General features: G+C 46.0%; 29 protein-coding genes. 9 read left to right on the top strand and 20 right to left on the bottom strand.

Annotation, left to right across the window (positions count from 1 at the left end):
* Positions 1-209 (top strand): hypothetical protein (locus A8709_RS34510; protein WP_208607670.1); only part of this gene is annotated, 209 nt, incomplete at its 5' end.
* Between the two features lie 199 nt (positions 210-408).
* Here A8709_RS34510 and spoVAE read toward each other — a convergent pair.
* From spoVAE to A8709_RS12135, 4 genes are read right to left on the bottom strand one after another with little or no spacing between them, the layout of a single operon-like run.
* On the bottom strand, positions 409-759 hold the full coding sequence (spoVAE, locus tag A8709_RS12150; RefSeq protein ID WP_065852594.1) for a stage V sporulation protein AE: 351 nt from the start codon (positions 757-759) through the stop codon (positions 409-411).
* Positions 756-1,775 carry a stage V sporulation protein AD gene (gene spoVAD / locus A8709_RS12145; protein WP_065852593.1) on the bottom strand — a complete coding sequence of 340 codons (1,020 nt, stop codon included), beginning with the start codon at positions 1,773-1,775 and terminating at the stop codon, positions 756-758. The genes spoVAE and spoVAD overlap by 4 nt, the downstream gene beginning before the upstream one ends.
* Before the next feature lie 5 nt (positions 1,776-1,780).
* Complete coding sequence (spoVAC, locus tag A8709_RS12140; protein ID WP_065852592.1) at positions 1,781-2,254, bottom strand: stage V sporulation protein AC; 474 nt, start codon at positions 2,252-2,254, stop codon at positions 1,781-1,783.
* Positions 2,255-2,280: 26 nt separating this feature from the next.
* Positions 2,281-3,141 carry a DUF421 domain-containing protein gene (locus tag A8709_RS12135; protein ID WP_065852591.1) on the bottom strand — a complete coding sequence of 287 codons (861 nt, stop codon included), beginning with the start codon at positions 3,139-3,141 and terminating at the stop codon, positions 2,281-2,283.
* 192 nt (positions 3,142-3,333) lie between these two features.
* Here A8709_RS12135 and A8709_RS12130 point away from each other — a divergent pair, with 192 nt between their 5' ends.
* Positions 3,334-3,540 carry a DUF1657 domain-containing protein gene (locus A8709_RS12130; protein ID WP_065852590.1) on the top strand — a complete coding sequence of 69 codons (207 nt, stop codon included), beginning with the start codon at positions 3,334-3,336 and terminating at the stop codon, positions 3,538-3,540.
* Between the two features lie 194 nt (positions 3,541-3,734).
* On the opposite strand, the gene A8709_RS12125 is transcribed toward A8709_RS12130, so the two are convergent.
* The 5 genes from A8709_RS12125 to A8709_RS12105 all read right to left on the bottom strand — a co-directional run bounded on the left by A8709_RS12125 (position 3,735) and on the right by A8709_RS12105 (position 6,987).
* Positions 3,735-3,875 (bottom strand): N-acetylmuramoyl-L-alanine amidase, encoded by a 141-nt coding sequence (locus A8709_RS12125; protein ID WP_065852589.1) that lies wholly within the window; start codon positions 3,873-3,875, stop codon positions 3,735-3,737.
* 25 nt (positions 3,876-3,900) lie between these two features.
* The gene (locus A8709_RS12120; protein WP_065852588.1) at positions 3,901-4,659 is read right to left on the bottom strand and encodes a C1 family peptidase; all 759 of its coding nucleotides are present in this window, start codon (positions 4,657-4,659) and stop codon (positions 3,901-3,903) included.
* 121 nt (positions 4,660-4,780) lie between these two features.
* On the bottom strand, positions 4,781-5,509 hold the full coding sequence (locus A8709_RS12115) for a DUF6081 family protein (RefSeq protein WP_065852587.1): 729 nt from the start codon (positions 5,507-5,509) through the stop codon (positions 4,781-4,783).
* Between the two features lie 36 nt (positions 5,510-5,545).
* Positions 5,546-6,451, bottom strand: a complete 906-nt coding sequence (locus tag A8709_RS12110) for a prenyltransferase (RefSeq protein ID WP_244163161.1) — start codon at positions 6,449-6,451, stop codon at positions 5,546-5,548.
* Between the two features lie 209 nt (positions 6,452-6,660).
* Positions 6,661-6,987: an L-rhamnose mutarotase gene (locus A8709_RS12105; RefSeq protein ID WP_065852585.1), complete on the bottom strand. Its 327-nt coding sequence runs from the start codon at positions 6,985-6,987 to the stop codon at positions 6,661-6,663.
* 117 nt (positions 6,988-7,104) lie between these two features.
* Here A8709_RS12105 and A8709_RS12100 point away from each other — a divergent pair, with 117 nt between their 5' ends.
* Entirely contained in the window at positions 7,105-7,722 is a 618-nt protein-coding gene (locus A8709_RS12100; protein WP_065852584.1) for a LysE/ArgO family amino acid transporter, read from the top strand.
* Positions 7,723-7,733: 11 nt separating this feature from the next.
* Here A8709_RS12100 and A8709_RS12095 read toward each other — a convergent pair whose 3' ends face one another.
* The 4 genes from A8709_RS12095 to A8709_RS34505 form a co-directional block, all read right to left on the bottom strand.
* Positions 7,734-8,051, bottom strand: a complete 318-nt coding sequence (locus tag A8709_RS12095; RefSeq protein ID WP_065852674.1) for a cupin domain-containing protein — start codon at positions 8,049-8,051, stop codon at positions 7,734-7,736.
* A 134-nt stretch (positions 8,052-8,185) separates the two neighbouring features.
* Positions 8,186-9,691, bottom strand: a complete 1,506-nt coding sequence (gene melA / locus A8709_RS12090; RefSeq protein ID WP_065852583.1) for an alpha-glucosidase/alpha-galactosidase — start codon at positions 9,689-9,691, stop codon at positions 8,186-8,188.
* A 107-nt stretch (positions 9,692-9,798) separates the two neighbouring features.
* Positions 9,799-10,743: an AraC family transcriptional regulator gene (locus A8709_RS12085; protein ID WP_341833421.1), complete on the bottom strand. Its 945-nt coding sequence runs from the start codon at positions 10,741-10,743 to the stop codon at positions 9,799-9,801.
* A gap of 86 nt (positions 10,744-10,829) precedes the next feature.
* Entirely contained in the window at positions 10,830-10,994 is a 165-nt protein-coding gene (locus tag A8709_RS34505) for a hypothetical protein (protein ID WP_167357062.1), read from the bottom strand.
* A gap of 194 nt (positions 10,995-11,188) precedes the next feature.
* Here A8709_RS34505 and kduI point away from each other — a divergent pair, with 194 nt between their 5' ends.
* The 4 genes from kduI (at position 11,189) to A8709_RS12065 (ending at position 14,466) form a co-directional block, all read left to right on the top strand.
* Positions 11,189-12,022, top strand: coding sequence for a 5-dehydro-4-deoxy-D-glucuronate isomerase (kduI, locus tag A8709_RS12080; RefSeq protein ID WP_065852582.1), 834 nt, complete (start codon positions 11,189-11,191; stop codon positions 12,020-12,022).
* 34 nt (positions 12,023-12,056) lie between these two features.
* Positions 12,057-12,812 (top strand): DeoR/GlpR family DNA-binding transcription regulator, encoded by a 756-nt coding sequence (locus A8709_RS12075; protein WP_065852581.1) that lies wholly within the window; start codon positions 12,057-12,059, stop codon positions 12,810-12,812.
* Between the two features lie 61 nt (positions 12,813-12,873).
* Positions 12,874-13,626 (top strand): 2-dehydro-3-deoxy-D-gluconate 5-dehydrogenase KduD, encoded by a 753-nt coding sequence (gene kduD, locus A8709_RS12070; RefSeq protein ID WP_065852580.1) that lies wholly within the window; start codon positions 12,874-12,876, stop codon positions 13,624-13,626.
* On the top strand, positions 13,627-14,466 hold the full coding sequence (locus tag A8709_RS12065) for a sugar phosphate isomerase/epimerase family protein (protein ID WP_065852579.1): 840 nt from the start codon (positions 13,627-13,629) through the stop codon (positions 14,464-14,466).
* A gap of 64 nt (positions 14,467-14,530) precedes the next feature.
* Here the strand turns inward: A8709_RS12065 and A8709_RS12060 are convergent, their stop codons facing one another.
* The 3 genes from A8709_RS12060 to A8709_RS12050 all read right to left on the bottom strand — a co-directional run bounded on the left by A8709_RS12060 (position 14,531) and on the right by A8709_RS12050 (position 16,952).
* The gene (locus tag A8709_RS12060) at positions 14,531-15,004 is read right to left on the bottom strand and encodes a GlcG/HbpS family heme-binding protein (protein ID WP_065852578.1); all 474 of its coding nucleotides are present in this window, start codon (positions 15,002-15,004) and stop codon (positions 14,531-14,533) included.
* A gap of 195 nt (positions 15,005-15,199) precedes the next feature.
* Positions 15,200-15,415, bottom strand: a complete 216-nt coding sequence (locus tag A8709_RS12055) for a hypothetical protein (RefSeq protein WP_065852577.1) — start codon at positions 15,413-15,415, stop codon at positions 15,200-15,202.
* Positions 15,416-15,950: 535 nt separating this feature from the next.
* Complete coding sequence (locus A8709_RS12050; RefSeq protein ID WP_065852576.1) at positions 15,951-16,952, bottom strand: LLM class flavin-dependent oxidoreductase; 1,002 nt, start codon at positions 16,950-16,952, stop codon at positions 15,951-15,953.
* 211 nt (positions 16,953-17,163) lie between these two features.
* Between A8709_RS12050 and A8709_RS12045 the strand changes: the two genes are divergently transcribed.
* Complete coding sequence (locus A8709_RS12045; protein WP_065852575.1) at positions 17,164-17,358, top strand: hypothetical protein; 195 nt, start codon at positions 17,164-17,166, stop codon at positions 17,356-17,358.
* A gap of 641 nt (positions 17,359-17,999) precedes the next feature.
* Here A8709_RS12045 and A8709_RS12040 read toward each other — a convergent pair.
* Positions 18,000-19,502, bottom strand: a complete 1,503-nt coding sequence (locus A8709_RS12040) for an L-fucose/L-arabinose isomerase family protein (RefSeq protein WP_065852574.1) — start codon at positions 19,500-19,502, stop codon at positions 18,000-18,002.
* Positions 19,503-19,627: 125 nt separating this feature from the next.
* Here A8709_RS12040 and A8709_RS12035 point away from each other — a divergent pair, with 125 nt between their 5' ends.
* Positions 19,628-20,494, top strand: a complete 867-nt coding sequence (locus tag A8709_RS12035) for an AraC family transcriptional regulator (RefSeq protein WP_065852573.1) — start codon at positions 19,628-19,630, stop codon at positions 20,492-20,494.
* Positions 20,495-20,503: 9 nt separating this feature from the next.
* Here A8709_RS12035 and A8709_RS12030 read toward each other — a convergent pair whose 3' ends face one another.
* The 3 genes from A8709_RS12030 to A8709_RS12020 form a co-directional block, all read right to left on the bottom strand.
* Entirely contained in the window at positions 20,504-22,276 is a 1,773-nt protein-coding gene (locus tag A8709_RS12030) for a sensor histidine kinase (protein ID WP_065852572.1), read from the bottom strand.
* A gap of 162 nt (positions 22,277-22,438) precedes the next feature.
* The gene (locus A8709_RS12025; protein WP_065852571.1) at positions 22,439-23,320 is read right to left on the bottom strand and encodes a carbohydrate ABC transporter permease; all 882 of its coding nucleotides are present in this window, start codon (positions 23,318-23,320) and stop codon (positions 22,439-22,441) included.
* Positions 23,317-24,228, bottom strand: coding sequence for a carbohydrate ABC transporter permease (locus A8709_RS12020; protein WP_244163160.1), 912 nt, complete (start codon positions 24,226-24,228; stop codon positions 23,317-23,319). Before A8709_RS12020 ends, A8709_RS12025 begins: the two co-directional genes overlap by 4 nt.
* Positions 24,229-24,328: the final 100 nt, after the last annotated feature.

Below are 24,328 nucleotides of genomic sequence, written 5' to 3'. Positions count from 1 at the left end.
TTGAGTTAGTTGAGTTAGTTGAGTTAGTTGAGTTAGTTGAGTTAGTTGAGTTAGTTGAGTTAGATGCGTTAGATGCGTTAGATGGGTTAGATGGGTTAGATGGGTTAGCCGGGTTAGATGAGTTAGATAAGTTAGATAAGTTAGATAAGTTAGACAGGTTAGCCGGGTTTGACAAGTTAGTTGAGTTAGACGGGTTGAATGAGTCGTAAGAGTTGGATCCGTGGATTGCGCCGAACGAGTGAGGTTAACGAGCTTAATGGAATAAGTGGATACTATCACGCAAAAAGACGCCTTCCGGCGTCTTAGACGATATTCACGTTATTCACGTTGTTCACGTTGTTCATAACGCACACAACATGCCGTGATGAATTTCTTCCGAATTAACGAAATCTTCCTTCCGCTAACCAATCAACCTTTCGGTTTGACAAATAACGCGGCCAAAAACGAGAAAATGATCGCGGATGAAATCCCCGCACTCGTCACTTTGAAAATCCCCGTGATGATGCCGATGTAACCATCTTTGTGCAGTTCCTCTAACGCACCGTGCACAAGCGCATTGCCGAAGCTCGTAATCGGTACCGTCGCCCCCGCTCCAGCAAAATCAATCAGCGGCTCATACAGATTACAGCCATCCGCGATGGCGCCAAGCACGACTAACGTGCTCATCGTGTGTGCAGGCGTAAGTTTACCCACATCCATCAAAAGCTGACCAATCACACAAATGGCTCCTCCGATGATAAAAGCCCATACAAAGCTCATACGTACAACCCTCCAGACTCTATGGAAACAGCATGGGCAATACAGGGAATGCTCTCCCCTTGCTGAAAGGACAACGGTGAAAGCAAAGCGCCCGTTGCTACAACGAGGATGCGCTTCAATTCCCCTTTTGCGATTCGATTAAGCAAATGACCGTATGTCACCGTTGCAGAGCAACCGCAGCCACTGCCGCCTGCTTGGACCGTTTGTTTCTCGCGATCGAAAATCATCAATCCACAATCGCTATAGGTGGTTTGTTCAATCGGGAAATTATGCTTCTGAAAGAGCTCCCGCGCAATGCTCGTCCCAACGGAGGCCAAATCTCCCGTCACGATGAGGTCGTAGTATGATGGGTCGCGGTCCAGCTCACGACAATGCGTTTGGATCGTATCGACGGCAGCTGGCGCCATCGCCGCGCCCATATTGAACGGATCCGTGATGCCCATATCCACGATCCGACCGATCGTCGCCGAGGTGATGACAGGGCCATCACCCTTTCTCCCGAGCACGGCGACGCCAGCGCCAGTCACCGTATATTGCGCCGTCGGCGGCTTCTGTGAACCGTACTCCGTTGGATAACGGAACTGCTTCTCCGCCGTGCAGTTATGGCTGCAGGTCCCGGCCATCACGTAATTGGCCGCACCTGAATCCAGCAGCTGCGCGGCTAGCGCCAGCCCTTCCATCGATGTAGAACAAGCGCCAAATATGCCGATATACGGCATATTCAGCGTGCGCACAGCGAATGTATTGGAGATGATCTGATTCATCAGATCGCCTCCAATATAGAACTGAATCTGGCCGTCGGTCAGACCGGCCTTCGCGAGAGCACGCTGCGCGGCTTCTTCAAGCAGCGCTTTCTCCGCTTTTTCCCACGTTTTTTGTCCAATGGTCAAATCATCGTGAACGATATCAAATTCCTCGCTCAGCGGCCCTTTGCCCTCATCAGGTCCAACCACAGTGCCCGTCGAAAGAATCACAGGCCGATTCTTAAACACCCAGCTTTGATGTCCTCTTAGCATTCCTTTCAGCTCCCACCCATGATGATCAGATGTACAATCCCTACCACGAAGGCTGCTACAGTACCAAAAACGATAACAGAACCTGCTAATTTGAACATATTGCCGCCGACACCAAGCACAAGCCCTTCTGCACGATGCTCAATTGCCGCAGAGCATAAGGAGTTCGCGAACCCTGTGACAGGCACGGAGCTTCCCCCTCCCGCCCACTGGGCGATTTTATCGTAAATGCCGAAGCTCGTTAAAATAACGGAGATAATGATCAACACAGCAACCGTGGGATTCCCCGCTGTTTTCTCAGTAAATCCGAACCATTTGATAAACATTTGCATAAAGCATTCACCGATTAAACAAATCGTACCGCCGACTAGAAACGCTCTGCTGCAGTTTTTGAGAACAGGTCGTTTAGGCTCTTGCTGCTTGGCTAGTTTTTGATACTCTTCCTGTGTCATTGTCATATTCTTTTTCTTATTATTAGCCATATTGTTCACACTCCTTTTCCGTTAATCTACATTCTGAGAAGCGTATGTACTTGCTGGATCGCCTTAGTTAATTGAACGGAACACGCTTCATACATCATTTTCGCTTCTTCATTTTGTGTTGTTAAGGAGTACAACTCTAGATCGGCTTCACATTTTTTCAAAGTTGCCAGTAATGCTGGTCGTTCGCTCGGTTCAGGCACTTTCAGCTTATCATCGTACAGGTCAACGGTTAATTCACCATGCGTGTTCACTTGACCGAGGAAAACATTTTCTTTGATTACGCCCAGCTTTTCCAGTTCAGTTTGAAGCCAACCAGGTCCTCTACCCGCTGCGGCCAAGGGCTCGTTTTGAACAACACCATCTACCATGACAGCTTGCGTGGGCTTCTCCGTAACTAGCTTCATACCCAAATGCTTAGGGGTTAATGGTTGATTCTCACTTTTGAGTAAAACACTGAGATCTCCACTCGGCTCCAGCAACGCAAACTCCACGTCAGCCACGCGAAAAATACTCTTCGTACGTAATTGCTCCAGCAATTCGTCAGCTGTATACCGTTCTTTTTTTAAATTATCCTCAAGGATTTTGCCATCTTTAATCATGACTCGGCCTCGGCCTTCGAACCAAATTCGAAGCGTCTTACTTTTTAACGTTAAAATTTCCAGCAATAATGGCACCAGACACCACACGAGAATGGCAATAACCCCGTGCCAGTAATTGGACTCCACTTCGGTCGATATATTCCCTGCCAAATCACCGAGCGTAATCCCAATCACATATTCAAAAAAAGTAAGCTGAGATATTTGTTTCTTACCTAAAATCCGTGTTAATACGAACAAAAACACCAATGTTCCTAAGGCTCTAATCACAATCGTTAGCCATTCTGGCACAGCATGAACCCTCCTTCACCCATTCTCTTCATTCTCATTATGTGTCATTTCCGCCTTAACTATCATTCGTCTAAAATGGATATAATTGGTATATTAACTTCAATTATTACGGGCATATTAACAACCGCAAACAAGAGAGCACTGTGTTTCATTTGTTCTCATCCATTTCTCAATTAAAAGGAGTGCAACCACATGACAGTAGCATCACAAGTTAAGACCACTCTAGCTTCCCTCAAAAGCGCTCAGGCCAGTCTTGAATCCTTTGCTCTAAGCACGCAGAATCAAGAAGCCAAACAACTATTTGAAACCGCCGCCCAATCTACGCAAAGTATCGTGGATCAGGTCAGTACCCGGGTTCAGCAACTTGAAAGTGAAGAGCCGCAATACAAAGGGTTTTAAGTGACGATAACAAACAAAACAGCCGCTGCGAGAAAAACGCAAACGGCTGTTTTTACTTTTATAACTGTTCATAATAAAATACTTAAAAGGATAACTAACAGAATGAATAACAAAAGTATTAGCCCTTGCAGCTGTTTTTTGGACATGAGCGCCGCCCCTCGATTCGAATGAGATTCAAGATCTTACCCCTTCGTTTATTGCACAGGTTGACCTGATGCTTTCCTGACTTCATTGGCTAGGCGGTTAAATTCTTTTCTAGCTTCCGGATCTTCGGTTGCAAAATAGCCTGCTGATAAAAAAGCAATAATTTTATTCGCATCTTCTACCGTTAACATCGATTAGGCCCCCTCTGGATTCCTATTATTTCCCAGTCCAAAAATCAAAGGTAAGTGATTTATTTCTGAAAAAAGAATAGGGTATGTAGCAATAGCCTCCATCGCCCCATTTGCTCCCCCAAGAATTTCGGACAATGACAACGCCTTGCCCCTTTTCTTTTCCATCCTTATAGCCAACAGCCAGTAAAGCGTGGCCGCCTAACAGCTTCTCTTTTTTTCGATTCGGATAAGGAATGATCCCAGTCGTTGTTGCTTTCTTACTTTCAAAAGAAGAATAAATCCAGATGCCAAACACGACAGGTGAACCGTCGGCCAACGAAGCCTTTATGCCCGCAAGGTCGTGAATTCGGTGATACCCCTCGATCCGATAATAACGAGCAAGTGCTTCTGCTTCATAATTGGGCGTACTCCTGAAATTATTGATCTCATAGGGCCATACTTCTTCTGGGCATACGCCCGTCTTCTGCAATACTTTTAAACCATCACGAATGGTTGCTCCAGAATCGGTTTCAACCGTATTTTCCAGCTCACGCTCATGCCAATAATGAAACAAGCGGGATAACCGCGGCGGATTCTGCTCTTCTGTACGCAGCCAAAATTCACGCAGTCCGCTTACAATCGCATTCGACGTACATGAACCCAATGCGCCTTGGTTCACCACAGGTGAAAGTCGGTTACGTAAATCGATGTGCTTAGGCAGATCGGATTCACGGATAAAATTGACGCTCCTGTATGTCAAATCCCGAAAATCGCGAGGATCCTGTTTAACTGTATACTTCCGCATATTCGTACCTCCTAGTTGATCAACTGCAGAGTACTCCAGTGTATTCACCCATAGGCAGGAGCGTGCAAAAAAAGAGCTCGACTTCACTTGCATGAAGTCAGAGCTCTTAAGATGTAATCTCTTATTCGGTTACTGTCACCGTCACAGGGGACCATTCAGCAATAATCGTTTGTCCATGCAGCGAAACGCTGCCTTGCGGTGTTAAATCTTTCTCCGTCATCATACCTAATGCGACAGTGAAGCGATTGAATTTGATCGGCACCTGAGTTTCGCGTCGAACTTCTTCCCCATTTACGTAGAAAATGACTTCATCCTTGCCGCGGTGGTACGTAATTTTGTACGTGTTAAATTCGCGTGGCTGGAAGTTCGTTTCCTCTTTGAAAATACAGAAGAACCGTGTTTTGTCGGTTTCAGGCACTTGTACGCCTGGGAAAGGAAGAACAGCATACACGCTCGCGTATTTGTCATTACCAGCAAAGAAATCCAGTGCTGCACCTGTTGTGAAGTCCAGTAAATTCAAGGAGACAAAGCCATCATAGAGATCGTTAGGCTCCGTATTCGTCGTACGTGCACGAATTTGCAATTCGAACGAAATCTCGCCATCTTCTGGCACTTCAACATCCTTTGCAGAGTAATACATATGTTTCGCGTTATCTAGAAACTGAACATAATTGTTCGAGCGGCTTAATTGAGCACGTGCGTATAAAATGCCATTGCGTACAATAATCGTAGCATTCGGCTCCCTAAACTCCCAGAAGGAACCATCTGGCATGGGGAATCCGCCGATTTTCCAAACTTCGCCTTCAGAAAGTATCGTATGAAAATCGCCAATCGTAAATTGTCTACTCATATCGTATGACCTCACTTTGTTAGTAGATTGTGTTTGTTAGAAAGCTTGTATAATCGCTTGAACAACTAAGGCCAGCATCATAATGATGCCTCCATTTTTGGTTGCTTTGAGAGAGGCCCCCATCAAAGGCAAATAAGCATGCGAAGGATTCTCCGCCTTCAAATTGCTGTAAACACGATAGAAAGGGACAGCAGTAAGTAAAGCGAGAAGCGTATAGTAAGGAAATACACCATCAATCACGCAATAAATGAGCGCAGCATACGAAAGAACGAATAGAAACTTGGAGAAAACTAAAGCTCTTTTTTCACCCCAAACAACGACTAAAGTACGTTTCCCTGCCGTACGATCTGCTTGCCAATGTAAGAAATGATGATTAAATAGAATCAACGTCGTCAACAACCCAACAGGCAGAGAAAGTAGAATAGGCCGATAATCAATAGTCATCGTTTGAACATAATAACTGCCCAAGGTTGGCAAAATACCAAAGGAAAGTAGAATCGCTATCTCACTATAGCCTTTGCCCCGATAGCCAAATTTAATAGGTGGAGCCACATAGAAGTAAGCAATTAAGGCACCTAACCCGCCAAAAACTAGGACTAACCATCCACTGGTCACACTCAAAATAAGACCGCAAATAAGGGCCAGGGCAAATAACGACCACGTTAACAAGCTAAACGTTCGTTCGGGAATCGTCCCATTGGCTAAAAAGCCCGAATTCGTCGCAATGGTAGATGCCGTTTCTTTCTCCGCGGTATCAATCCCATTCCGAAAATCCCATAAATCATTAATCATATTGGAAAATAAATGCGCGGCAATAGAGCCTATGAAAGTCAGCACAAATAATAGAGGATGAAACGTATCGTTCCACACAATTGCGCCTAGTCCACCTAGTATAACTGGAATGACCATGACTGGAATAACCTGAAATCTAGAGGCTTTCATAAATAAAGTAAGGTTATTCATCTTCCACATTCCTTTCGGTAAAAATCACTATGCTCCTCATACTATCCCAATCCTACTATGACTTCAAGTACGTTTGAATTCCCTTAGATCCACCGTCTACCAGCTTTGGAAAATACGAGAAAGCGCAAAAAGAGGATGCTAGATTATGCACTAGCTATCCTCTTCAATATGAATCTATGATTATTCCATTATTTTAAGTAGAAAACCTCACGCATCGGCTGAATCGGTACTGCTTCGCGGAAATCGAATGATCCGACAACCATTTTCGAAGTAATGGCATTCCAACGGTTGCACGCATCGCTTTCGGCCAAATAAGCAAAAGCAGCTTCGACATCATCACATTGAAAACAATAGAAGAATTGCGTGCCATTTTGAAAAATAGAGTAGTCTCGGAAACCTGCTTTACTATGTTCTTCCATAATTTCTGGCCAAGGAGCCAAGTGCATCTCAACGTACTCTTCCAAATCTTCCTCGCGTATCGTCCACGTCCATGCGAATTTACCACTAGTTTGCATAGGGATCACCCTTCCTTTTCACAAAAAGTTCGTATATTTCCATTTCACTTCGAAAGCCTTATAATCCTTAGAAGATGTCCACAGCGCATACTTACATCATGATTGGAGCGGACTATTTTGCTAAGCACCATACTTCACGCCTTTATTTTGGGCTTTGGGCTCATTTTACCCTTAGGCGTACAAAATGTTTTTGTTTTTAACCAAGGAGCGTCTCATCGTTCTTACCTGCAAGCACTGCCTGTCATTCTTACAGCAGCCCTTTGTGACACCATTCTAATCCTGGCTGCGGTTTTTGGCGTTTCACTCATCGTTTTAACGTTCTCGTGGCTGCAAGCTGTGCTCTACACGATTGGTTTTTTCTTTCTGATGTATATCGGCTGGATGCTTTGGAAAAGTAAACCTACACCTCAAAGTCCTGTTGCCCGCGAGAAAAGTTCGCCTAAGAAGCAGATCCTCTTCGCGGCGTCCGTTTCCCTATTGAACCCACATGCGATCCTGGACACAATCGGCGTTATCGGAACAAATTCCATTGAGTACGCGGGTACTGAGAAATGGGTGTTTACGATCTGTATCATCCTTGTTTCTTGGATATGGTTCTTTGGTTTGGCGTTTGCAGGTCATTTCATGGGTGCTCGCGATTCCAAAGGTATCTTTATGGCCAAATTAAATAAGGTTTCCGCTTGTTTAATCTGGGTCGTTGCGCTTTTCATGGGTGTGCATCTTCTACACCTTTAAAGGCATTTTCTCTATCGTTTCACCAAATCTTCACGAATGGGGGTAAAGACATCTAATAGCGCAGAGGCTTCCAAAGCCGTAACTCCGTGCTGAGCTCCACTAGGTATGTAAACCGTTTGGCCTTGCTCAATGACGGTCACTACACCATCGATTGTAAACTGGATTTTCCCCTTTAAGCAATAGGACATTTGTTCATGAACATGGCTATGCTGATACCCCTCAGCACCAGGCTCGAAGTGAACCTCCATCATCATTAATCCTACTTCAGCTTTTAAAATGCAGCGGGTCACGCCTGGCTCTGCTGCTTCCCATACACCAATATTTGACATACGAATGTCCCCTTTCGTCATTAAGCGCTTCCAAATGAGCAACACAAGAAGGGCCGCGCAAGCGACCCTTCACTTACTCTTCTCAGTATATCTGAAAAGAACCCATATGAACATACTTGATAACAAATGAACATTTAGACATTCGTTGCTGCGCGATCTTTCCCTTTATCAGCTTCTCCAGCGTTCTTATTCGCCGCTTCACGATCTTGCTGCATATCCGCGACGGACTTTACTTTCACCCGTGCTGCACCTTCGTAGTCACGTGTCGGAATGAGGTTACCAGCAGCCAAACGCTGCTTCGCATCCGCAATCGCTGCTCCATACTGTGGCAGCCAAGCTTCTTGTGCCACGAGCATTTCATCAACCATTTGCCAGATTTCCTTCGGATTACATACAGCACCTACGAGCGGATCCATCATAAAGGCCTGGCGCAGCAGCTTATCATCCCCATGAACGGCGGCTTCCACAGCTAAGCGTTGAACGGAAATACTCACATTACAGACAGCTGCAGGTCCTAAAGGCAGATCGCCTACACGCGGCATGGAGATCCCATTACGATCGACATAACCTGGCGCTTCAATGACGGCATCATCAGGCAGATTTGAAATAACACCTTGATTCACAAGGTTAAAATGCCCACGGTAGACGCGACCTGTTTCTAGTCCCTCGATGATATAAGAACCATGCTCTTCGCTGCGTTTCTCCGCTGCATAAACGAACGCCGGATCCTTCATCCAGTTAGGGAAATCCGTCTCGAACCAGCTTCTGCCTTCCGTGCAGACACGTAAGTAACCACCCGTTTCACCATTAATCCACGAACCCATGTCAATCCAATCGGTGATTTCACTGGCACGTTTACGGTACCAAGGCACATACTCGCTCAAATGTCCGTTAGATTCGGTACTATAGTACCCAAAGCGACGCAGCATATCGATACGAACCTTCTCCGTTCGTGCAAACTCTTCATGGTTTTCGAAAGCTTCAAGCAGCCCAGCCGTCAAATCTTTCCCGTTATGCGTAGCTTGGATATACCACGTTTGATGATTAATGCCGGCACAGATGATATCGACGTCTTTCTTGTCCAAGCCATACACATCCGCGATTTGATGATGTCCATGTTGAACACCATGGCAGAGGCCAATCGTGCGTACGCCGCCATATTTATTACAAGCCCAAGTCAGCATCGCCATCGGGTTCGCATAATTCAAAAGCGTTACGTCAGGCGCAGCAACCTCGCGGATGTCTTGGCAAATTCGCAGCATTTCGGAAATGCCACGCTGTCCATACATGATTCCACCGGCACATAACGTGTCGCCTACACATTGATCGACGCCATATTTCAATGGAATGTCAACATCCGTAGCAAAAGCTTCTAACCCGCCAACCCGAATCGTACAAAGGACGTACTTAGCACCTTCTAAAGCTTCTCTGCGATCCGTTGTTGCTTGTATTTGGATGGCTAACCCATTCTCATGAATATCGCGTTGGCAGAGTTCAGTTACCATGTCTAGATTGTGGGGATTAATGTCCGTAAAAGCCACTTGAATATTATGAAATTCAGGTACCGCCAATAAATCCCTCAGAAGTCCGCGTGTGAATCCAATACTGCCTGCACCAATGAATGCTACCTTAAATGACATGTTCATCGCCCTCTCTATCACTTCGTCTATGTTTCACATTGTACCAAGTAGAGAAGAGAAAACGTTATCAAATTTCTAACTTCATCGCTGTCCAATTGTCAAAAATCCTAACTTCCTTCAGGATGATCAAACTTGTGTTTATTCATGGATTTGCGATAATCCGTCGGAGTTAGATTCGTATGTGTTTTAAATAACATGTGGAAATACTGCCTGCTGCCAATCCCGATATAATCAGAAATGTCTGCAATGGGGACATCCGTTTCCAGCAGGAGCATTTGCGCTTTCTCCATCCGAATGTTCGTTAAGTAGGCCATTAAGGTTTGTCCTGTCACTGTTTTAAAGATCCGCTGCAAATAACCTGGATGTAAATTCACAGCGGCAGCAATATCCTTGACTTGGATCTCTCGGTCATAATTTTGGTGCATGTAGTCCATACTTACTTTGGCATACCATTCACTTTGCACCAAGCTGCTGCTTACGGTTTCTCGTCGCAAACGAGCAATACGAATCAGCAGCTGAGAGATCAATAGTTGAATCATCGTTTCGCTTTTGTCGGCCGTCCTATCTAGCTCAAGTACTAGGCTTTTCATGACGTGATAGACTTCATCTGGATCGCGAAGCACCAAGTAAGACGTCTGTACTTCTAATAAGGAGGCGAGCTGTTTCTCTGCAAATGCTAACTGTTGTATAGAAGGAAGATCCCCTTGATGTGCCGTGAAGCGGAATTCTACATTCAGCATACGGCAAGGTTCCTCATCCTCCACGATAAGCCGATGCGCGATATTCGCATTCAGCAGAATGAACTCCCCTTTTTTCAAGCGGACCCTGGCTGTGTTCGTAGGCGAAAGCACAATCTCCACATTGCAAAACCCTTGAATCGTATACATAATTTCCGTCGCATCATGACGGTGAAAGGGCATATAAAAGCCTTGCCATTGTTTAAAATAATAAGCAACCACCTGAGGCAGACTCGGCGGATCGGATAAAAGATCTGGGAAAAGACTTGCACGATGCGGCATACGGAGCTCCTTATCTTCCATTCTTATGGACATTGTACTCCCACGCGAACGAAAAGAAAATCCCTTCCTTAGGAAGGGATTCACTATTGTTTCTGCTGCTTATTGAAGGAAAACGCGAGCTAATCTTGCTTCTCGGACTCGTCTTCGGAGAACGGATGACTTAAATTATCCATAATCTCTTCAACTGCTTCGCTTACCATATCGGTTGGCGTCGTATCTTCCTCATCAGCCTTTGTTGGAATTGTATCATTGCATACATGGTCAAAATAGTGGCTTTTATCCATACGAACACGCCTCACTTTCTTTAATAACACTCGTTTGTTTGTTTTGTACAGATTCGTTACTCTTTATTCACCACTTCCGCTAATTCTGAAACAGGTTTGAAGAACTCCTTGCCTAAATCCATGTTATGGAGTAAATTAAACCTATATGAACGTATATCAACACAAATAAACCAACTCTAAGGAGAGATTAACCGATGGATATCCGCTATGCCTCACACCCGAATGAAGTTAAGAAGTTTGACACAGAACGCTTGCAAGCTGAGTTTCAAATTGAATCCCTTTTCACTGCGAACCAAGTGACATTAGTGTACTCCCACGTTGACCGTTTTATTATTGGTGGTGTACTACCAACAACAGAAACACTTAAATTAGAAGCTGACCGCAAAGAAATGGCTGCTGATTACTTCCTAGAGCGCCGCGAAATCGGAATTATCAATGTTGGCGCAAGAGGAACAATTACCGTGGATGGCACCGTCTACAACATGGACTCCAAAGATTGTATCTACATCGGACTTGGCTCCAAAGAAATTACATTTGCCAGTGATGATGCAGCAAACCCTGCTAAATTCTACTTCAACTCCACACCAGCGCACAAAACGTATCCGACTGTTAAAGTTGCTATTAGTGAAGCGACTCCTGCTCACCTGGGCAGCATTAATACGTCCAATGAGCGTACGATTTATAAATACATCCACTTAGACGGCATCCAAAGCTGCCAACTCGTCATGGGTATGACTTTATTGAAGCCAGGCAACATGTGGAACACAATGCCAACGCATACGCACAACCGCCGTTCTGAAGTTTATTTCTATTTTGACATGCCAGAAGATGCTGTTGTCTTCCACATGATGGGTGAGCCGCAACAAACGCGCCACGTTGTTATGCGTAATGAGCAAGCGGTTATCTCACCAAGCTGGTCCATTCATAGCGGTGTAGGCACAAACAACTATACATTCATCTGGGGTATGGCTGGCGAAAATCAAATGTTCGACGATATGGACGCCGTGGCTATGAAAGATTTAAAATAATCGGTAATCCCATTAGAAGAACGGATGACAACCGATGAATCCTTTACGAAGATATGAAACGATCATGGAAGTTCTTCTCGCTCAGAAAGAAGTAACCGTTAATGAGCTAAGCGAGCGACTCCAAGTCACAGGAAAAACCATTCGCGAAGATTTAGCCAAACTTGAGGAAAAAGGACTGCTCATCCGCATTCATGGCGGTGCTATGCTGGCTCAAAGCGATCAGTTAGGCATTCTTTCTGCGAAAGAACCCAATATCAAGCATACAGATAAAAAATCGGAGATCGCGACGCTCGCACTTCGATACATCCAACCACGCGATATTATCGCGCTGGACGGGGGCAGTACAACGCTCGAAATCGCTAAGCGGCTGGATAATCAGCCGCTTACGGTTGTAACTAATGATCTTTACATTATCTCTGAACTCGTCCATAAGGATGAAATTCGCCTTGTCGTTCCTGGCGGTTACCGTCTGCGCAACATGCTGGCGGGACCTGAAGCGGTCGACTATGTGCGTGGACTTAACATTCAGAAATCGTTTATTTCTGCCACGGGTGTGCATTTACAGCACGGCTTTACGATTTATACCAATGACCTTGTCGACTATAAGCGGGCATTGATCTCTTCCAGCGCAACGGTCTATGGCGTTATTGATCATTTCAAATTCGGGCAATGTGCCTTACGTACATTCGCGTCGCTGTCCGAGGTTGCCATGATCTTGACGGATAGCGGTTTGACGGAAGAAACGGCCCAACAATTTCGTGCGACAGGCATACAGATTGAAACACTTTAGATGACTTTATCGCTACGAGTGTGAAAGGCATATCCATTACTGTTCTGAAAAGGAGTACGTTATGACACTTTTTAATCTTGCAGGTAAAACAGCATTCGTTACAGGCGCTTCAGGCGGTCTTGGCCAAGCTATGGCCATCGGGCTTGCGGAAGCAGGCGCGAATGTCATCGCGGTATCCTCTTCCGAAAGCGTAGAAACCGTTGAAACGATCCGTGCTTTAGGCGGTAAAGCCGAGCTAATTGCAGCAGATCTTAGCAATGAAGACATCCTTGAGGATGTGGTTACTAGAGCAATCGGTATTTATGGCGGCATCGATATTTTGGTCAATAACGCGGGCATCATCCGCCGTACACCAGCGGTTGATCATGCGCGCCAAGATTGGCATGATGTCATTGATTTGAATTTGAACTCGGCTTTCTTCCTATGCCAATTGATCGGCCGTCACATGATTGAGCGCGGCAGCGGCAAAATCGTGAATATCGCTTCGATGTTGACGTATCAAGGCGGCATTAACGTCCCTGGCTACACCGCAAGCAAACATGCGATTGCCGGTGTAACGAAAGCATTAGCGAACGAATGGGCTGGTAAAGGCATTCAAATCAACGCCATTGCGCCAGGTTATATGACAACCAATAATACGGCTCCAATTTTGAAAGATGAGAATCGTACAAAGTCCATCACGGAGCGTATTCCAGCTGGACGTTGGGGATCACCGGAAGATTTGAAAGGTCCTGTTGTATTCTTGTCTTCAAGTGCATCGGATTATATGAACGGACACGTACTATGCGTGGACGGCGGATGGATGGCGAGATAAATGGGCATTGGTACGCTTGCTCATACGGTCGGACATTTGCCACTTACGGAACTCACTGCGAAGTTAAGCGGTCGAGGGATCGACTTCGTTCAACTTGCGCTCAGTAAGGCGATCAGCGATTATGATTTAAGTCTGGGTAAGCTAAGTCCAGCTCTCGCTAACCATATTGGCGAGCAGTTTCATCGCGCAGGCGTGCGAATCGGTGTACTCGGCTGTTATATTAATCCCATTCATCCCGATCCGCAGCAGCGGCGCTACGAAATTGACCGGTTTAAGGAGCATCTGCGCTACGCCAGAGACTTCGGCACATCTATTGTGGCCACAGAAACAGGCGATTTAACGACGTATCTATCCGAAGATCCTAAAGGTTATGAGGCAAAAGGATGGTCCATTCTCCAACAAACCGTTGAAGAATTAGCTGAGGAAGCGGAACACTGGGGTGTTCACATCGGCTTAGAGCCTGTTTTCACCCATACGCTGTCCAGTACGGAGAAAATGGCCCGCATCCTAGAACAAGTGCCTTCTAGTACCCTCGGCGTCGTCTTCGATCCTGTGAATTTGCTTCCGCCGACGGCGGTTGAACCGCAAGATCAGATCGCTTTCCTGGACCATGCGTTCGAAACCTTCGGCAGCCGCATCGTCCTCACCCATCTGAAGGATTTCGTCGTGAAGAACGGTGAAGTTGAAGCCGTAGAATCAGGCAAGGGATTGTTTGAAACTGCGGCTTTCTTGAAGAAGCTTCACTCGTATAAGCCTGGCGTGGATATTTCCTTGGAACGATTAGAAGATGGTACAATCGAGGAAACTTTTCAATATGTTAGAGCACTTATGCATAGGTAAAAAAATTGACCCCGTCGCTTCTCTTAGGAGATGTGGCGGGGTTTTGTTTGGCCCTTGGCCATGGCTATTTCTTAATATCTGCCTCTGTTAGCACCTCGAAGGCAGGGCCGAGATGCTTTTGCAACGCCTTCAACGTCGCCACACCAACGGCGATATCCTCTTCGCCTGCTCCGCCGCTGACCCCAACCCCGCCAATCACCTGACCGTTCACCACGATGGGAAATCCGCCTACGAAGATCGCAAACTTTCCCGGCATCATCGCATGGATCCCAAACGCCTCCCCATGGATCGTTGCAGGGCCACCTGGCTGATTGAACAGATGGGTCGACCTGCGATGCCCACTCGCCGTAAACGCCTTCGCCATCGCCATCTCTGGACTTGTGTTGCGTGCCCCATTCATACGTTCCAGTGCGATCAAATAGCCCCCGTCGTCGACAATACAGATTGTCTCCGCAGCTTGCGCCTCTTCTGCAGCCTGTATCCCCGCTGCGATCATCACCTTCGCTTCCTCTACTTCCAGCTTTAACACGGATCTCACGTTGCTTTTCCTCCTTTGTGATCCCTTATCCATACAATTCGAACCCATTTTTCGCACATTTCCCAATTATATGGGGCTCTTGGCGAAATAAGTCGTGACACCTCTTGTCTTCGATAAACTAAAAAAGCCCAACCCGTCCCCTTAAAAGGACGAATCAGACTTCACTTGACGCATTACTTAACGCGTTACTTGATGTTACTTATCAGGCTGCTGCCCGCGGACTGGTCTTGTCGGTCTCTCTACCCAATTCTCACGGCTCATGCGTTTCACCTGATTAATCGGGTTAGACAGATCAATAACTTCCGCTTTAAATGGCTGCTCCGCTGCAAGCTTTTCCTTATACCCCGTTCCAGGTGCAGGCCCGCCTCCACCATTCCGTTTTCCTTTGTTCCACACACGACCCTTACTCATGACACCACTCCACCATTTTTTGTTTAAGTGTAATGGCAGACGTCAAAAAACGCAAATGTTGGTTGCATAAAAAGGAGATATATAGTGTGAAAGGAATGATACGGAAAGATCAAGGTAGATCAAATCAACCAGTAGATTGGATAGCTAACTTGGATTGAATGACAACATAGTTAATAGTCACAGCTACATCCAGCTACTTAGCTATAGTGCGATTCCTCACACGCCAGTAATACCTGTAAAACCTCCAGCTAATTTCCGCCATTTGCATTATCAAGCACGAATAACTGGAATACCTCCAGCTAATTCTCAACATTTGATCAAAATCTGACCAATTGTCTAAAATTAACTGCAAGAAATCCAGTTATTTCAAAATATAGACCAAATAGCGTGAATTTAACTGTAGGTTTTCCAGTTAACGTCTTACTAGGAGATAAGAAAAGTACATTATCTGTACTTGGAGCCATAGTTCGATCCGATTCATAGAAATCAAAGTGAACATGTATTCTTTTCCCATAGCCTACCCACTTAGCACTCTTTACAGCTCAAATGCCTTCGCCAGTAATCGATACGAGTGCAAACGCGCCTCAATGTTGTGGATCGGTGAAACCACCATAAATTCATCTGCTTGATAGGCTTCATTCAGCTTCAGAATTTGCTCTTTCACCTGTTGTGGTGTGCCGACAATTCTTCTATGGCGTCCGTTTCGAATCATAGCATAATCATTTTCTGTGTACGGGTAATTGAGCGCCGTATTCACAGAAGGGAACGAAGGCAGCAGCATTCCGCGTCCTAATGATAGGAAAAATAAGTCTGTGCTCAACGCCAGCTGATTCGCTTCCTCCTCCGTATCCGCACAAATCACCAAAACAGCGGCAAGGGAATGAGGCTTCTCATTTAAGATCGACAGTGTGAAATGCTCCCGATAAATACGAAGTGCTTGCTCACAGTCCGCATTACCAAAAAACTGCGCAAAACCAAAAGCTGCCCCTTGATCTGCAGCAATTCTTGCACTATCATACGAGGAACCGAGCAACCAAATTTCAGGTGCTGTCTGAATAATCGGAGATGCGTGCAGCGCCGCAAACCTGTGTCCCGCCGGTAGTGAATCATATAAATAACCCGTCAAATCAGCAATCTGCTGCGGGTACTGATCAACGCTTGTATACTTTCCTTCTTGCAAAGCACGTGTAGAAATGGGCATACCGCCAGGTGCTCGCCCCAAACCAACGTCAATACGTCCAGGGTGTAAGGCTTCCAGCAACCGGAAGTTTTCTGCCACTTTATAGGCACTGTAATGAGGCATCATAATGCCGCCAGAGCCCAAGCGTATACGTTCTGTTTTGGCAGCCAAGTGTGCGATTAGCACTTCAGGACTTGAGTGTGCTAGCGCCTGTGAAGCATGATGCTCCGACACCCAGAATCGGTTATAGCCAATTCGATCTGCTTCTTGTGCCAGTTCGGTTGTCTCTGCCAACGTTTGCGCGGCATTACGACCTTCCCCAATTTGCGATTGATCTAGAATACTTAATTTCAACATTTACAATCACCTCATCTCAACTGTAACATAATTAAGCACAGAATAGCAAAAAACACTTCCCCTTATGTAGTATCTTCTCCTATCCCCCCATTTTAATAAAATTCTCATCCAATTAGTCAGCTTGCGACAGAATCTCTCAATTTACACCTCTACCATTTTTATACATTTGGTGATATTTTAGAATATACATCCTAGCGAGGGAGAGATTAATATGAAGACCATTTACGAGAATTATAGAGGTTTCAAAATTAGCAAAGAGGACGCTACCTATAACGCTATTCACGCTGATCGAATTATGTTTGCCCAATCGCCGCTAAGTACGGTTCTGGATGCAATCGATCATTACATCGACATGACGGCGAGCTCAGAATCATCTGACGATCTGTCCACTTTTCCGCAAAATTAACGGATAACGCATTTCCCAATCCGATGGATACGATTAAAATGGCGCACCCTACACATATAACTCCTGCACCACTAGCAGGTGGTTGAAAAGTAAATTGAAATCGTGGCAGCTCTTCGGCGCTGTGTACGTGTATGAAAGAAAAACGCAACCGTCCCCATTTGGACGGCTGCGTTTTTTTGCTTCTATGGTCGAACTCTCGTCATTTTATAAGTTGACTTTATCGACTTGCAGCTCCCTCTTCGTCTCTTTCAGACAGGGCAAGTCGATTTAATCGACTTGCAACGCCCTCTTCGTCCCTTTCAGACAGGACAAGTCGATTTTATCGACTTGCAGTGCCCTATCGTCTCTTTCACACACGGCAAGTCGACTTTATCGACTTGCAACACCCTCATCGACTCTGCTGCACATGCCAAGTCGATTTGACCGTCTGACTCTGATTTAACCCGAAATATCCGAATTAAAAGGATGATTCCTTTTCAGTATTATCAAATAGTCAGCTTCTATCGAACTAAATCCCCCCTTTTCGATACGACAAGTTGAACGGGACGATTTAGTTCTGCAAATTCGGACTATTCAAGTATCAATGCCGCGAATCGAGTAGTTAATTCGACGATTTCGGACTAACGATCTCCAATTACCACTTACAACATCACATGCTTCACGTTCATCAGCTCCGCGACCTTCTGAAACTGAGACGCATTGTGCCCAATCGACATCGCGCAATGATGCGTCGGAGCCTCAGCGAACCAGCGCGACATGTACGCGTCTGGATGCTCACGGAATTTCACCGGCGTCTGCGTGTTGCCGATCTTCATGATAGGCCCGTTCGTCGACTCGCCTTCACTAGAGATCAGCTTCAGCCTGCCGTCGCCAGTCTGCGTCACGTTCAAGGTCGTGATCGCTCCGGTTTTTACCTTCGCCTCGACGGAAACGCCGGTGCCCTGCTTCCCGTGATACAGCCCCATGCCGCGTAGAATCGGCTTTCCTTCGGAAATCGCGATGTGGAACGGTCCGTCATGGCCCAGCAGAATCGTCTCGTCGATGTAATCGACTACGACGATTTCGGAGAAGGAGCCGCCGACGCCGAGAATGTCGCTGATTTTCATCGCGACAGCTGTCTTCAGGTCGCCTTCGCCAGAACAAGGAATTCCTCGCGCAGTCAGCAGCGAGTGCCCCACGATGAAGCCGCCTTGCAGCTTCTCGTATTCACCACCAGGCGCACCGTGGTAATAGTACGACAAGGCGTCTAAATCATAAGCGCGCACCAGCTTCTCCTGCGCAGCAGCAACCTTGCAGGACCATGCGAGCTGCTCCTCTGTCGGCTTTTTCGCAATCGGATCTGATGGCGAGTCTCCGCTAATTTGGAACATCTCATGCAGCTCATCCAACTTCCGTTTCACATCCTGCGGAGTCACCTCACGCAGCATGCGGTCCAAATCACACATTTCCAACACTTCGACATGCAAACCTGTCTGCGCGGAAATCATGGTAAAATCACTATACATATCCAGCATGCCGCTGTACGTATTGCCAAGGAAGCCGAAACGGCTCTGCTGAAGCGTTCTAGGCACAGCTGCGGCGCGAACCCACTCTTCGATCTCCTTCCATGCACGGATCGCTTCACGGCGCTCATGCGTCACCTCGTCCGTTAGGGAAATCGCTGGCGTGTAATCAAGTCCTAGAACTCCGTTCACCACACGAAACGGAATACCTGCGCGATTGAATACGTTAGCAAACTCCGGTACAGGACAAGCTCCGCAATGCGCTAACCATTCCCCCGTCGTGGATTGCTCGTAGTTGAGTCTAGCCGTTGGCTGCAAGTTGAGAAACACAACCGGCGCTTTACAAATTTGATGCACAGGCAACACGGTTGAGCTCGTCGAATAAGTTGCCGCGTGACAGAAAACAAGGTCAACATGACGTTCATTCAGCCACTCGCCAGCCTTCCGTCCCTCTCCTTCTGTATCAACAAGACCATAGTAATACACATCCGCCCATGCGGACATTTTGCGTTCGATGAATCGTCCGTATTCTTCCAGACGCTCTTTAAGTCCAGGAAACTGCTCCCAATAGGCGCGAAGCCCAACCGAATATAAACCAATCCGTGGTTTAAGACTTGCTTTAATAGCGGGATATATCGACATGTTCACCACTCCATTCATTCATAAATAATAACTTTATAAACTCATTGTAATGGCTTACAATACAGATAACATCCAAGTATCTTGGTTAAAAATAATAGAATCTTGCTCGGAGTTGGTTATCCCGTATGAAAGAGAATTTCACTACCGCATGGTCTGAGGACTCCATTCGCTTCATCTCAAGTCCTTCCGCATTTGCGAAAGCAAACTTGTATTACGTGCAGGAAATAGGTCACTTCCATACGCTTCCTGGTTACTACACGGAACGAGAAGGGCTGGATTCCTATCTCATCGTCTATATCTTAAAGGGATCCGGCAATCTAACCTATCGGAGTAAAACTTACGCTTTACAAGCCCATCTAGTATTCTTTATCCATTGTCAGGATTATCATCATTATGCATCTGATCCCAGCGAGCCTCTAGAGCTGCTATGGGTTCATTTAACAGGCAGCTCGACGGCAGCCTATTATGAGCATTATACAGCGATGCATGAGCCTGTCCTGCAACTGCCGCATGAAACGCCAGTGCCTGCGTTAGTGAGACAAGCCCTCCAAATTCAACAACAAAGAAGCGCAGCAAGTGAACTGCTGACCTCCAAATTACTAGTTGAACTGCTGACAACAATCGTCCTCTCCGCACAGCAAGGAGACTTGTCCGAAGTGGACAAGCCTCGTTACATTGAAGACATTTGCCAAACACTTGAATTGCGATATACAGAGTCCATTTCACTCGATCAGCTAGCTCATGAGCACGCCGTTAGCAAGTTTCATTTAGCCAAACGCTTCAAGCAATATACCGGCTTCTCTCCGCACGAGTTCCTAATCGGTATTCGAATGAGCCATGCAAAGGAGCGTTTGAAATACTCGGATATGCCCATATCCGAGATCGCCGCAGCAGTGGGCATAGACAATGTCAGTCACTTCATCAACCTATTCAAGGACCGTACAGGCGACACGCCACTGGTCTATCGCAAGAAATGGCAGCGCCCCCGCTGAGGGGGACTGCTACTTCCACTCCGTCTCATCCAACACAGCCGGAATCTCAATCCAAGCACGAACGCCCTGATCTTCCCTGAGTGCATACTGCAGCCCATAACCCTCACCAAAATGCAGCTGAATCCGCTTCTGCACATTAATAATTCCAAACCCTTTATTATTCTCTTTCCCATGCAAAATGGCGTTCAACATCCCGATATCCGCGGAGCGATATCCATTATCTTCTACGCTGATGATGACTTTGCCGTTCGCCTGCTTCACTTTAATCCATAACTCACCGTCTTGCTCCATGTTTTTGATCCCGTGTAGAATTGCATTCTCGATAATCGGCTGCAGCACGACTTTAGGCATCAAGAATCGTTTGGCCTCTTCTTCGATTTCCCAATGCGCCTGGAAGCTATATTCATAGCGGAAAAGCTGAAGCCTTACATAGGCCTCGGCATGATTGATTTCTTCCATAATCGGAATGAGCAGCTTGCCCTTGCTAAGCCCGATACGCATAATAAGCGACAAATCTTTGATCATTTCAGCCGACTCGGCTGCCCCCTCCATCAACGTATGCCAGTAGACAGACTCCAAGGTGTTATAGAGCAGATGCGGATTGATTTGGGTATGCAAAATCGATAATTCGACTTCCTTGTGCTTCAATTCAAGCTCGTATTGATCATAAATCGTCTGATTCAACCGATTCGTCATGTGAATGAAATGATTGTTAAGCAACACGATCTCATTTTTACTCTCTGCATGCAGCGTAATCGCGAGCGGCCTGCCTGGATGGTAGGAATTCGTGATCCGAGCTAACCGGGAGATCGGCTTTAGGATCGATTGAATGAAGTACATGCTCGCCAAAATGAGAATCAAGAAGTAAATCAACATAATCCAATCTACTAGCCGCTGGACACTAATATGATCCACAATGATCGACTGCACCGGCACGCGCATCAACAGCTTCGTCGTCGAATATTCACTGGTATGAATAACAGACATGATCTCGTTTCCGTTCTCATGTTGCTTATACACGCCATCCACTTTGTCAGCAGGTACTGCGACCTTCGAACCGATGGGGAAGGCTTGGGTATTCGTTGCCAACACCGTATTTTCTTCGTCCAACAGCAGTAATTCCGCATCTTTGTACTTATCAAAGGGGACGAAATCCATCTGCAGCGGCGTCTCGATACCCGACACAACCAAGTAACCGATCACGGTTTCCCCATTATAAATGCTGTTTAATTGCCGTAAATATGCCACAGTTTGTGTGTTATTCGGGTTAAAGCCGAACTTATCCATAACCCGAATAATGCCCTTGCCTTTGGCCGTGGAGACCGCTTTATACCAAGAGAGATCCGTCATATCCGTCGAATAGAACACTCCGTTATTCAGCAAATCCGAATTCGGAACGAACGAATAGAGCTTATCTTTGTCAGAGAAAAATAGGGAATACCGCACGGAATTCGTGGAATAATTATTCAAATATTTGTCTAGCGCTTTAAAGATCTCAAAACGCTCATACTCAGACGAGGATGGCACGCTAACCAATTGTTGGATTTCTTGCGAAATCATAATTTTCTCGGTTTTTTCTTCAAAATCACTGCTCTCCCGATCAAGGGTCAAGTGGCTGCCACGTACTAATTGAAGCAGGGCATTCCCCACCTGTTCTTCTGTAATGGATTCCAGCTTCTTCGCAACGACCAGATCCAGTACGAGAATCGGAATCACTACAAAAACGATGAGCAGCAGGATCAATTTTTTCATCAAGTTCATATTTTGCAGCATCTTACGCATTCCAGCTTACCATCCTTTCAAAAGCTTGCCACCCCACCAGCACCGCTCCATGTAAAGCACCTCTGTAATCTAAACTATCAGTAGGTTCGCTAAATCAGAGGCAATCTCCTCTAAGCAAAAAGAAAACGCCTCCAGAATTCGCATTCTGATGGGCGTTTCCCTCTAGCCTTTCACGCTAGACACGGATAAACCACGAACCATAAACTTTTGGAAAATCAGGAAGAACAGTACCGGCGGCAGCATGGCCATCGTCAAGACAGCGAATCGTACACTCCATGGGATGACCGAGTTGTAATACACGACATAACGGTAAATTCCCGTCGCGAGCGGATACATGCTTTTATCCGTCATCACGATGTTCGGCCAGTAGAAATCATTCCACGTCGTCGAGAACGACAGCATCAGCAACGTTCCAATAATCGGTGTCGATAGTGGTACGGCAATCCGAATGAAGGATTTGAATTCACTAGCGCCATCAATTCGTGCAGCTTCCAACACTTCCTTGTGAATGCCATCGAAGAAATTTTTGAGCAGCAGCATGAAATACGCATTGGCCGCAGCAGGCAGCCAGAACGCCCAGTACGTGTTGATCAAGCCTAAGCTTTTCAAATTCAAAAAGTTCGGAACGATGTATGTGGCCGGCGGTATCAACAGTGTCGAGAAGAAGAATAGGGTAATCAATCTCTTGAACGGCACTCTCAAATGCGATAAGGCATACGCGGCGAGCCCGATAAATAATAGGGAACATACGACATTACCGACATAGATGAAGATCGTATTTTTCAAAAAGGTCAAAAGTGGTAGATCGAAAGCTGTGAATGCATCATTATAGTTTTTCCAAATCCAATGCTTCGGAAAAAACGTCGGTGGAAAGGTGAAAAATTCTTCGCGTGTCTTCAAGGAACCAAAGAATGTATTCAAGAACGGATAAATCGTCGTAACCGCAATCCCTACAATGAGCAGCACAATAAGCGCGTAGCCAAATTTGACGGATCCTTTTTTGAAATCATGTGTGGATATTAATCCGCGTTCACCCTGCTTCATGCTTTCTCACTCCTACGCTGCATGACGTTGTATACAATGGACATTAAAATCAGAACGAAGAACATCAGGCTGCCCATTGCGCTTGCTTTCCCGAAATCCAAATCGCGGAACGCTGTGTGGTTGAGCCATAATAAGTACGTCAGCGTTGCATTATCAGGACCACCGTCCGTCATCGATAATTGCGCTTGGAACCCTTGTGAAGTTGTGATCAATTGCAGAAGCAATAACAACATCATTAAGGTTTTGATACTTGGCAAAATAATATAGCGCACACGCTGCCAGACACTGGCACCATCAATTTCGGCCGCTTCGTATAAATCCTTCGGAATGCCTACGATCGCCGCGATATAAATGAGCGTTGCTGCGCCAAAGCTTTGCCATGTTTCTAGAATAACAATCGAGACCATCGCCATTTTGGGACTGAAGAAGGACACTTGGGGAATCCCAAATTTCTGTAAAAAGCTGTTAATTGGGCCTACTGCATCATAGAACCACATCCACATCCCATACAAAACGATCGCTGGAACAGCGCTTGGCAAATAACTGATGATGCGTGCCGCACCCTGGAACCTGCGCAGCTCTGACACGGCTATCGCCACCAGAGGCGGGATCCAAAAGCCAAGAATAATACCTAAAGCCATATACATCAACGTATTCTTGATTGAAATCCAAAGCAGATCGTCTTTAAGAATACTCACATAATTTGCTAATCCAGTGAAATGATTGCCTTCTACAAAATCAACCGTGTAGAAGCTATAGAAAATCCCTTTGAAAATAGGCACCCATAAAAAGATAATGAATAACACCACTTCAGGTAAAATAAACAACGTACCCCATAAATACCAGTTCATTTTCTTTTTCGCTACTCTGTTTCCAACAACAGGTTGTACGCTTAGCTCTGCATCCATCCGATACACTCCTTAGCAAAATAAACGGCTACATTGTCCTCTTAGGACGATTGCGTTTATGGAGAAAATTAGCCGATTTATTAAGTGAAACATATATATT

Source organism: Paenibacillus pectinilyticus, assembly GCF_001700435.1.
Taxonomy (GTDB): domain Bacteria; phylum Bacillota; class Bacilli; order Paenibacillales; family NBRC-103111; genus Paenibacillus_E; species Paenibacillus_E pectinilyticus.
The sequence above is the reverse complement of the archived record's forward strand: the minus strand, read 5'-3'. Positions and strand labels throughout refer to the sequence as shown.

Excerpts from the sequence above, each read along its gene's own strand:
- spoVAE (WP_065852594.1), bottom strand. The coding sequence starts at position 759 with ATGAGCTTTGTATGGGCTTTTATCATCGGAGGAGCCATTTGTGTGATT.
- spoVAD (WP_065852593.1), bottom strand. The coding sequence starts at position 1,775 with ATGCTAAGAGGACATCAAAGCTGGGTGTTTAAGAATCGGCCTGTGATT.
- spoVAC (WP_065852592.1), bottom strand. The coding sequence starts at position 2,254 with ATGGCTAATAATAAGAAAAAGAATATGACAATGACACAGGAAGAGTAT.
- A8709_RS12130 (WP_065852590.1), top strand. The coding sequence starts at position 3,334 with ATGACAGTAGCATCACAAGTTAAGACCACTCTAGCTTCCCTCAAAAGC.
- A8709_RS12125 (WP_065852589.1), bottom strand. The coding sequence starts at position 3,875 with ATGTTAACGGTAGAAGATGCGAATAAAATTATTGCTTTTTTATCAGCA.
- A8709_RS12120 (WP_065852588.1), bottom strand. The coding sequence starts at position 4,659 with ATGCGGAAGTATACAGTTAAACAGGATCCTCGCGATTTTCGGGATTTG.
- A8709_RS12115 (WP_065852587.1), bottom strand. The coding sequence starts at position 5,509 with ATGAGTAGACAATTTACGATTGGCGATTTTCATACGATACTTTCTGAA.
- A8709_RS12110 (WP_244163161.1), bottom strand. The coding sequence starts at position 6,451 with ATGAAAGCCTCTAGATTTCAGGTTATTCCAGTCATGGTCATTCCAGTT.
- A8709_RS12105 (WP_065852585.1), bottom strand. The coding sequence starts at position 6,987 with ATGCAAACTAGTGGTAAATTCGCATGGACGTGGACGATACGCGAGGAA.
- A8709_RS12095 (WP_065852674.1), bottom strand. The coding sequence starts at position 8,051 with ATGTCAAATATTGGTGTATGGGAAGCAGCAGAGCCAGGCGTGACCCGC.
- melA (WP_065852583.1), bottom strand. The coding sequence starts at position 9,691 with ATGTCATTTAAGGTAGCATTCATTGGTGCAGGCAGTATTGGATTCACA.
- A8709_RS12085 (WP_341833421.1), bottom strand. The coding sequence starts at position 10,743 with ATGTCCATAAGAATGGAAGATAAGGAGCTCCGTATGCCGCATCGTGCA.
- A8709_RS34505 (WP_167357062.1), bottom strand. The coding sequence starts at position 10,994 with ATGGATAAAAGCCACTATTTTGACCATGTATGCAATGATACAATTCCA.
- kduI (WP_065852582.1), top strand. The coding sequence starts at position 11,189 with ATGGATATCCGCTATGCCTCACACCCGAATGAAGTTAAGAAGTTTGAC.
- A8709_RS12075 (WP_065852581.1), top strand. The coding sequence starts at position 12,057 with ATGAATCCTTTACGAAGATATGAAACGATCATGGAAGTTCTTCTCGCT.
- kduD (WP_065852580.1), top strand. The coding sequence starts at position 12,874 with ATGACACTTTTTAATCTTGCAGGTAAAACAGCATTCGTTACAGGCGCT.
- A8709_RS12065 (WP_065852579.1), top strand. The coding sequence starts at position 13,627 with ATGGGCATTGGTACGCTTGCTCATACGGTCGGACATTTGCCACTTACG.
- A8709_RS12055 (WP_065852577.1), bottom strand. The coding sequence starts at position 15,415 with ATGAGTAAGGGTCGTGTGTGGAACAAAGGAAAACGGAATGGTGGAGGC.
- A8709_RS12050 (WP_065852576.1), bottom strand. The coding sequence starts at position 16,952 with ATGTTGAAATTAAGTATTCTAGATCAATCGCAAATTGGGGAAGGTCGT.
- A8709_RS12045 (WP_065852575.1), top strand. The coding sequence starts at position 17,164 with ATGAAGACCATTTACGAGAATTATAGAGGTTTCAAAATTAGCAAAGAG.
- A8709_RS12040 (WP_065852574.1), bottom strand. The coding sequence starts at position 19,502 with ATGTCGATATATCCCGCTATTAAAGCAAGTCTTAAACCACGGATTGGT.
- A8709_RS12035 (WP_065852573.1), top strand. The coding sequence starts at position 19,628 with ATGAAAGAGAATTTCACTACCGCATGGTCTGAGGACTCCATTCGCTTC.
- A8709_RS12030 (WP_065852572.1), bottom strand. The coding sequence starts at position 22,276 with ATGCGTAAGATGCTGCAAAATATGAACTTGATGAAAAAATTGATCCTG.
- A8709_RS12025 (WP_065852571.1), bottom strand. The coding sequence starts at position 23,320 with ATGAAGCAGGGTGAACGCGGATTAATATCCACACATGATTTCAAAAAA.
- A8709_RS12020 (WP_244163160.1), bottom strand. The coding sequence starts at position 24,228 with ATGGATGCAGAGCTAAGCGTACAACCTGTTGTTGGAAACAGAGTAGCG.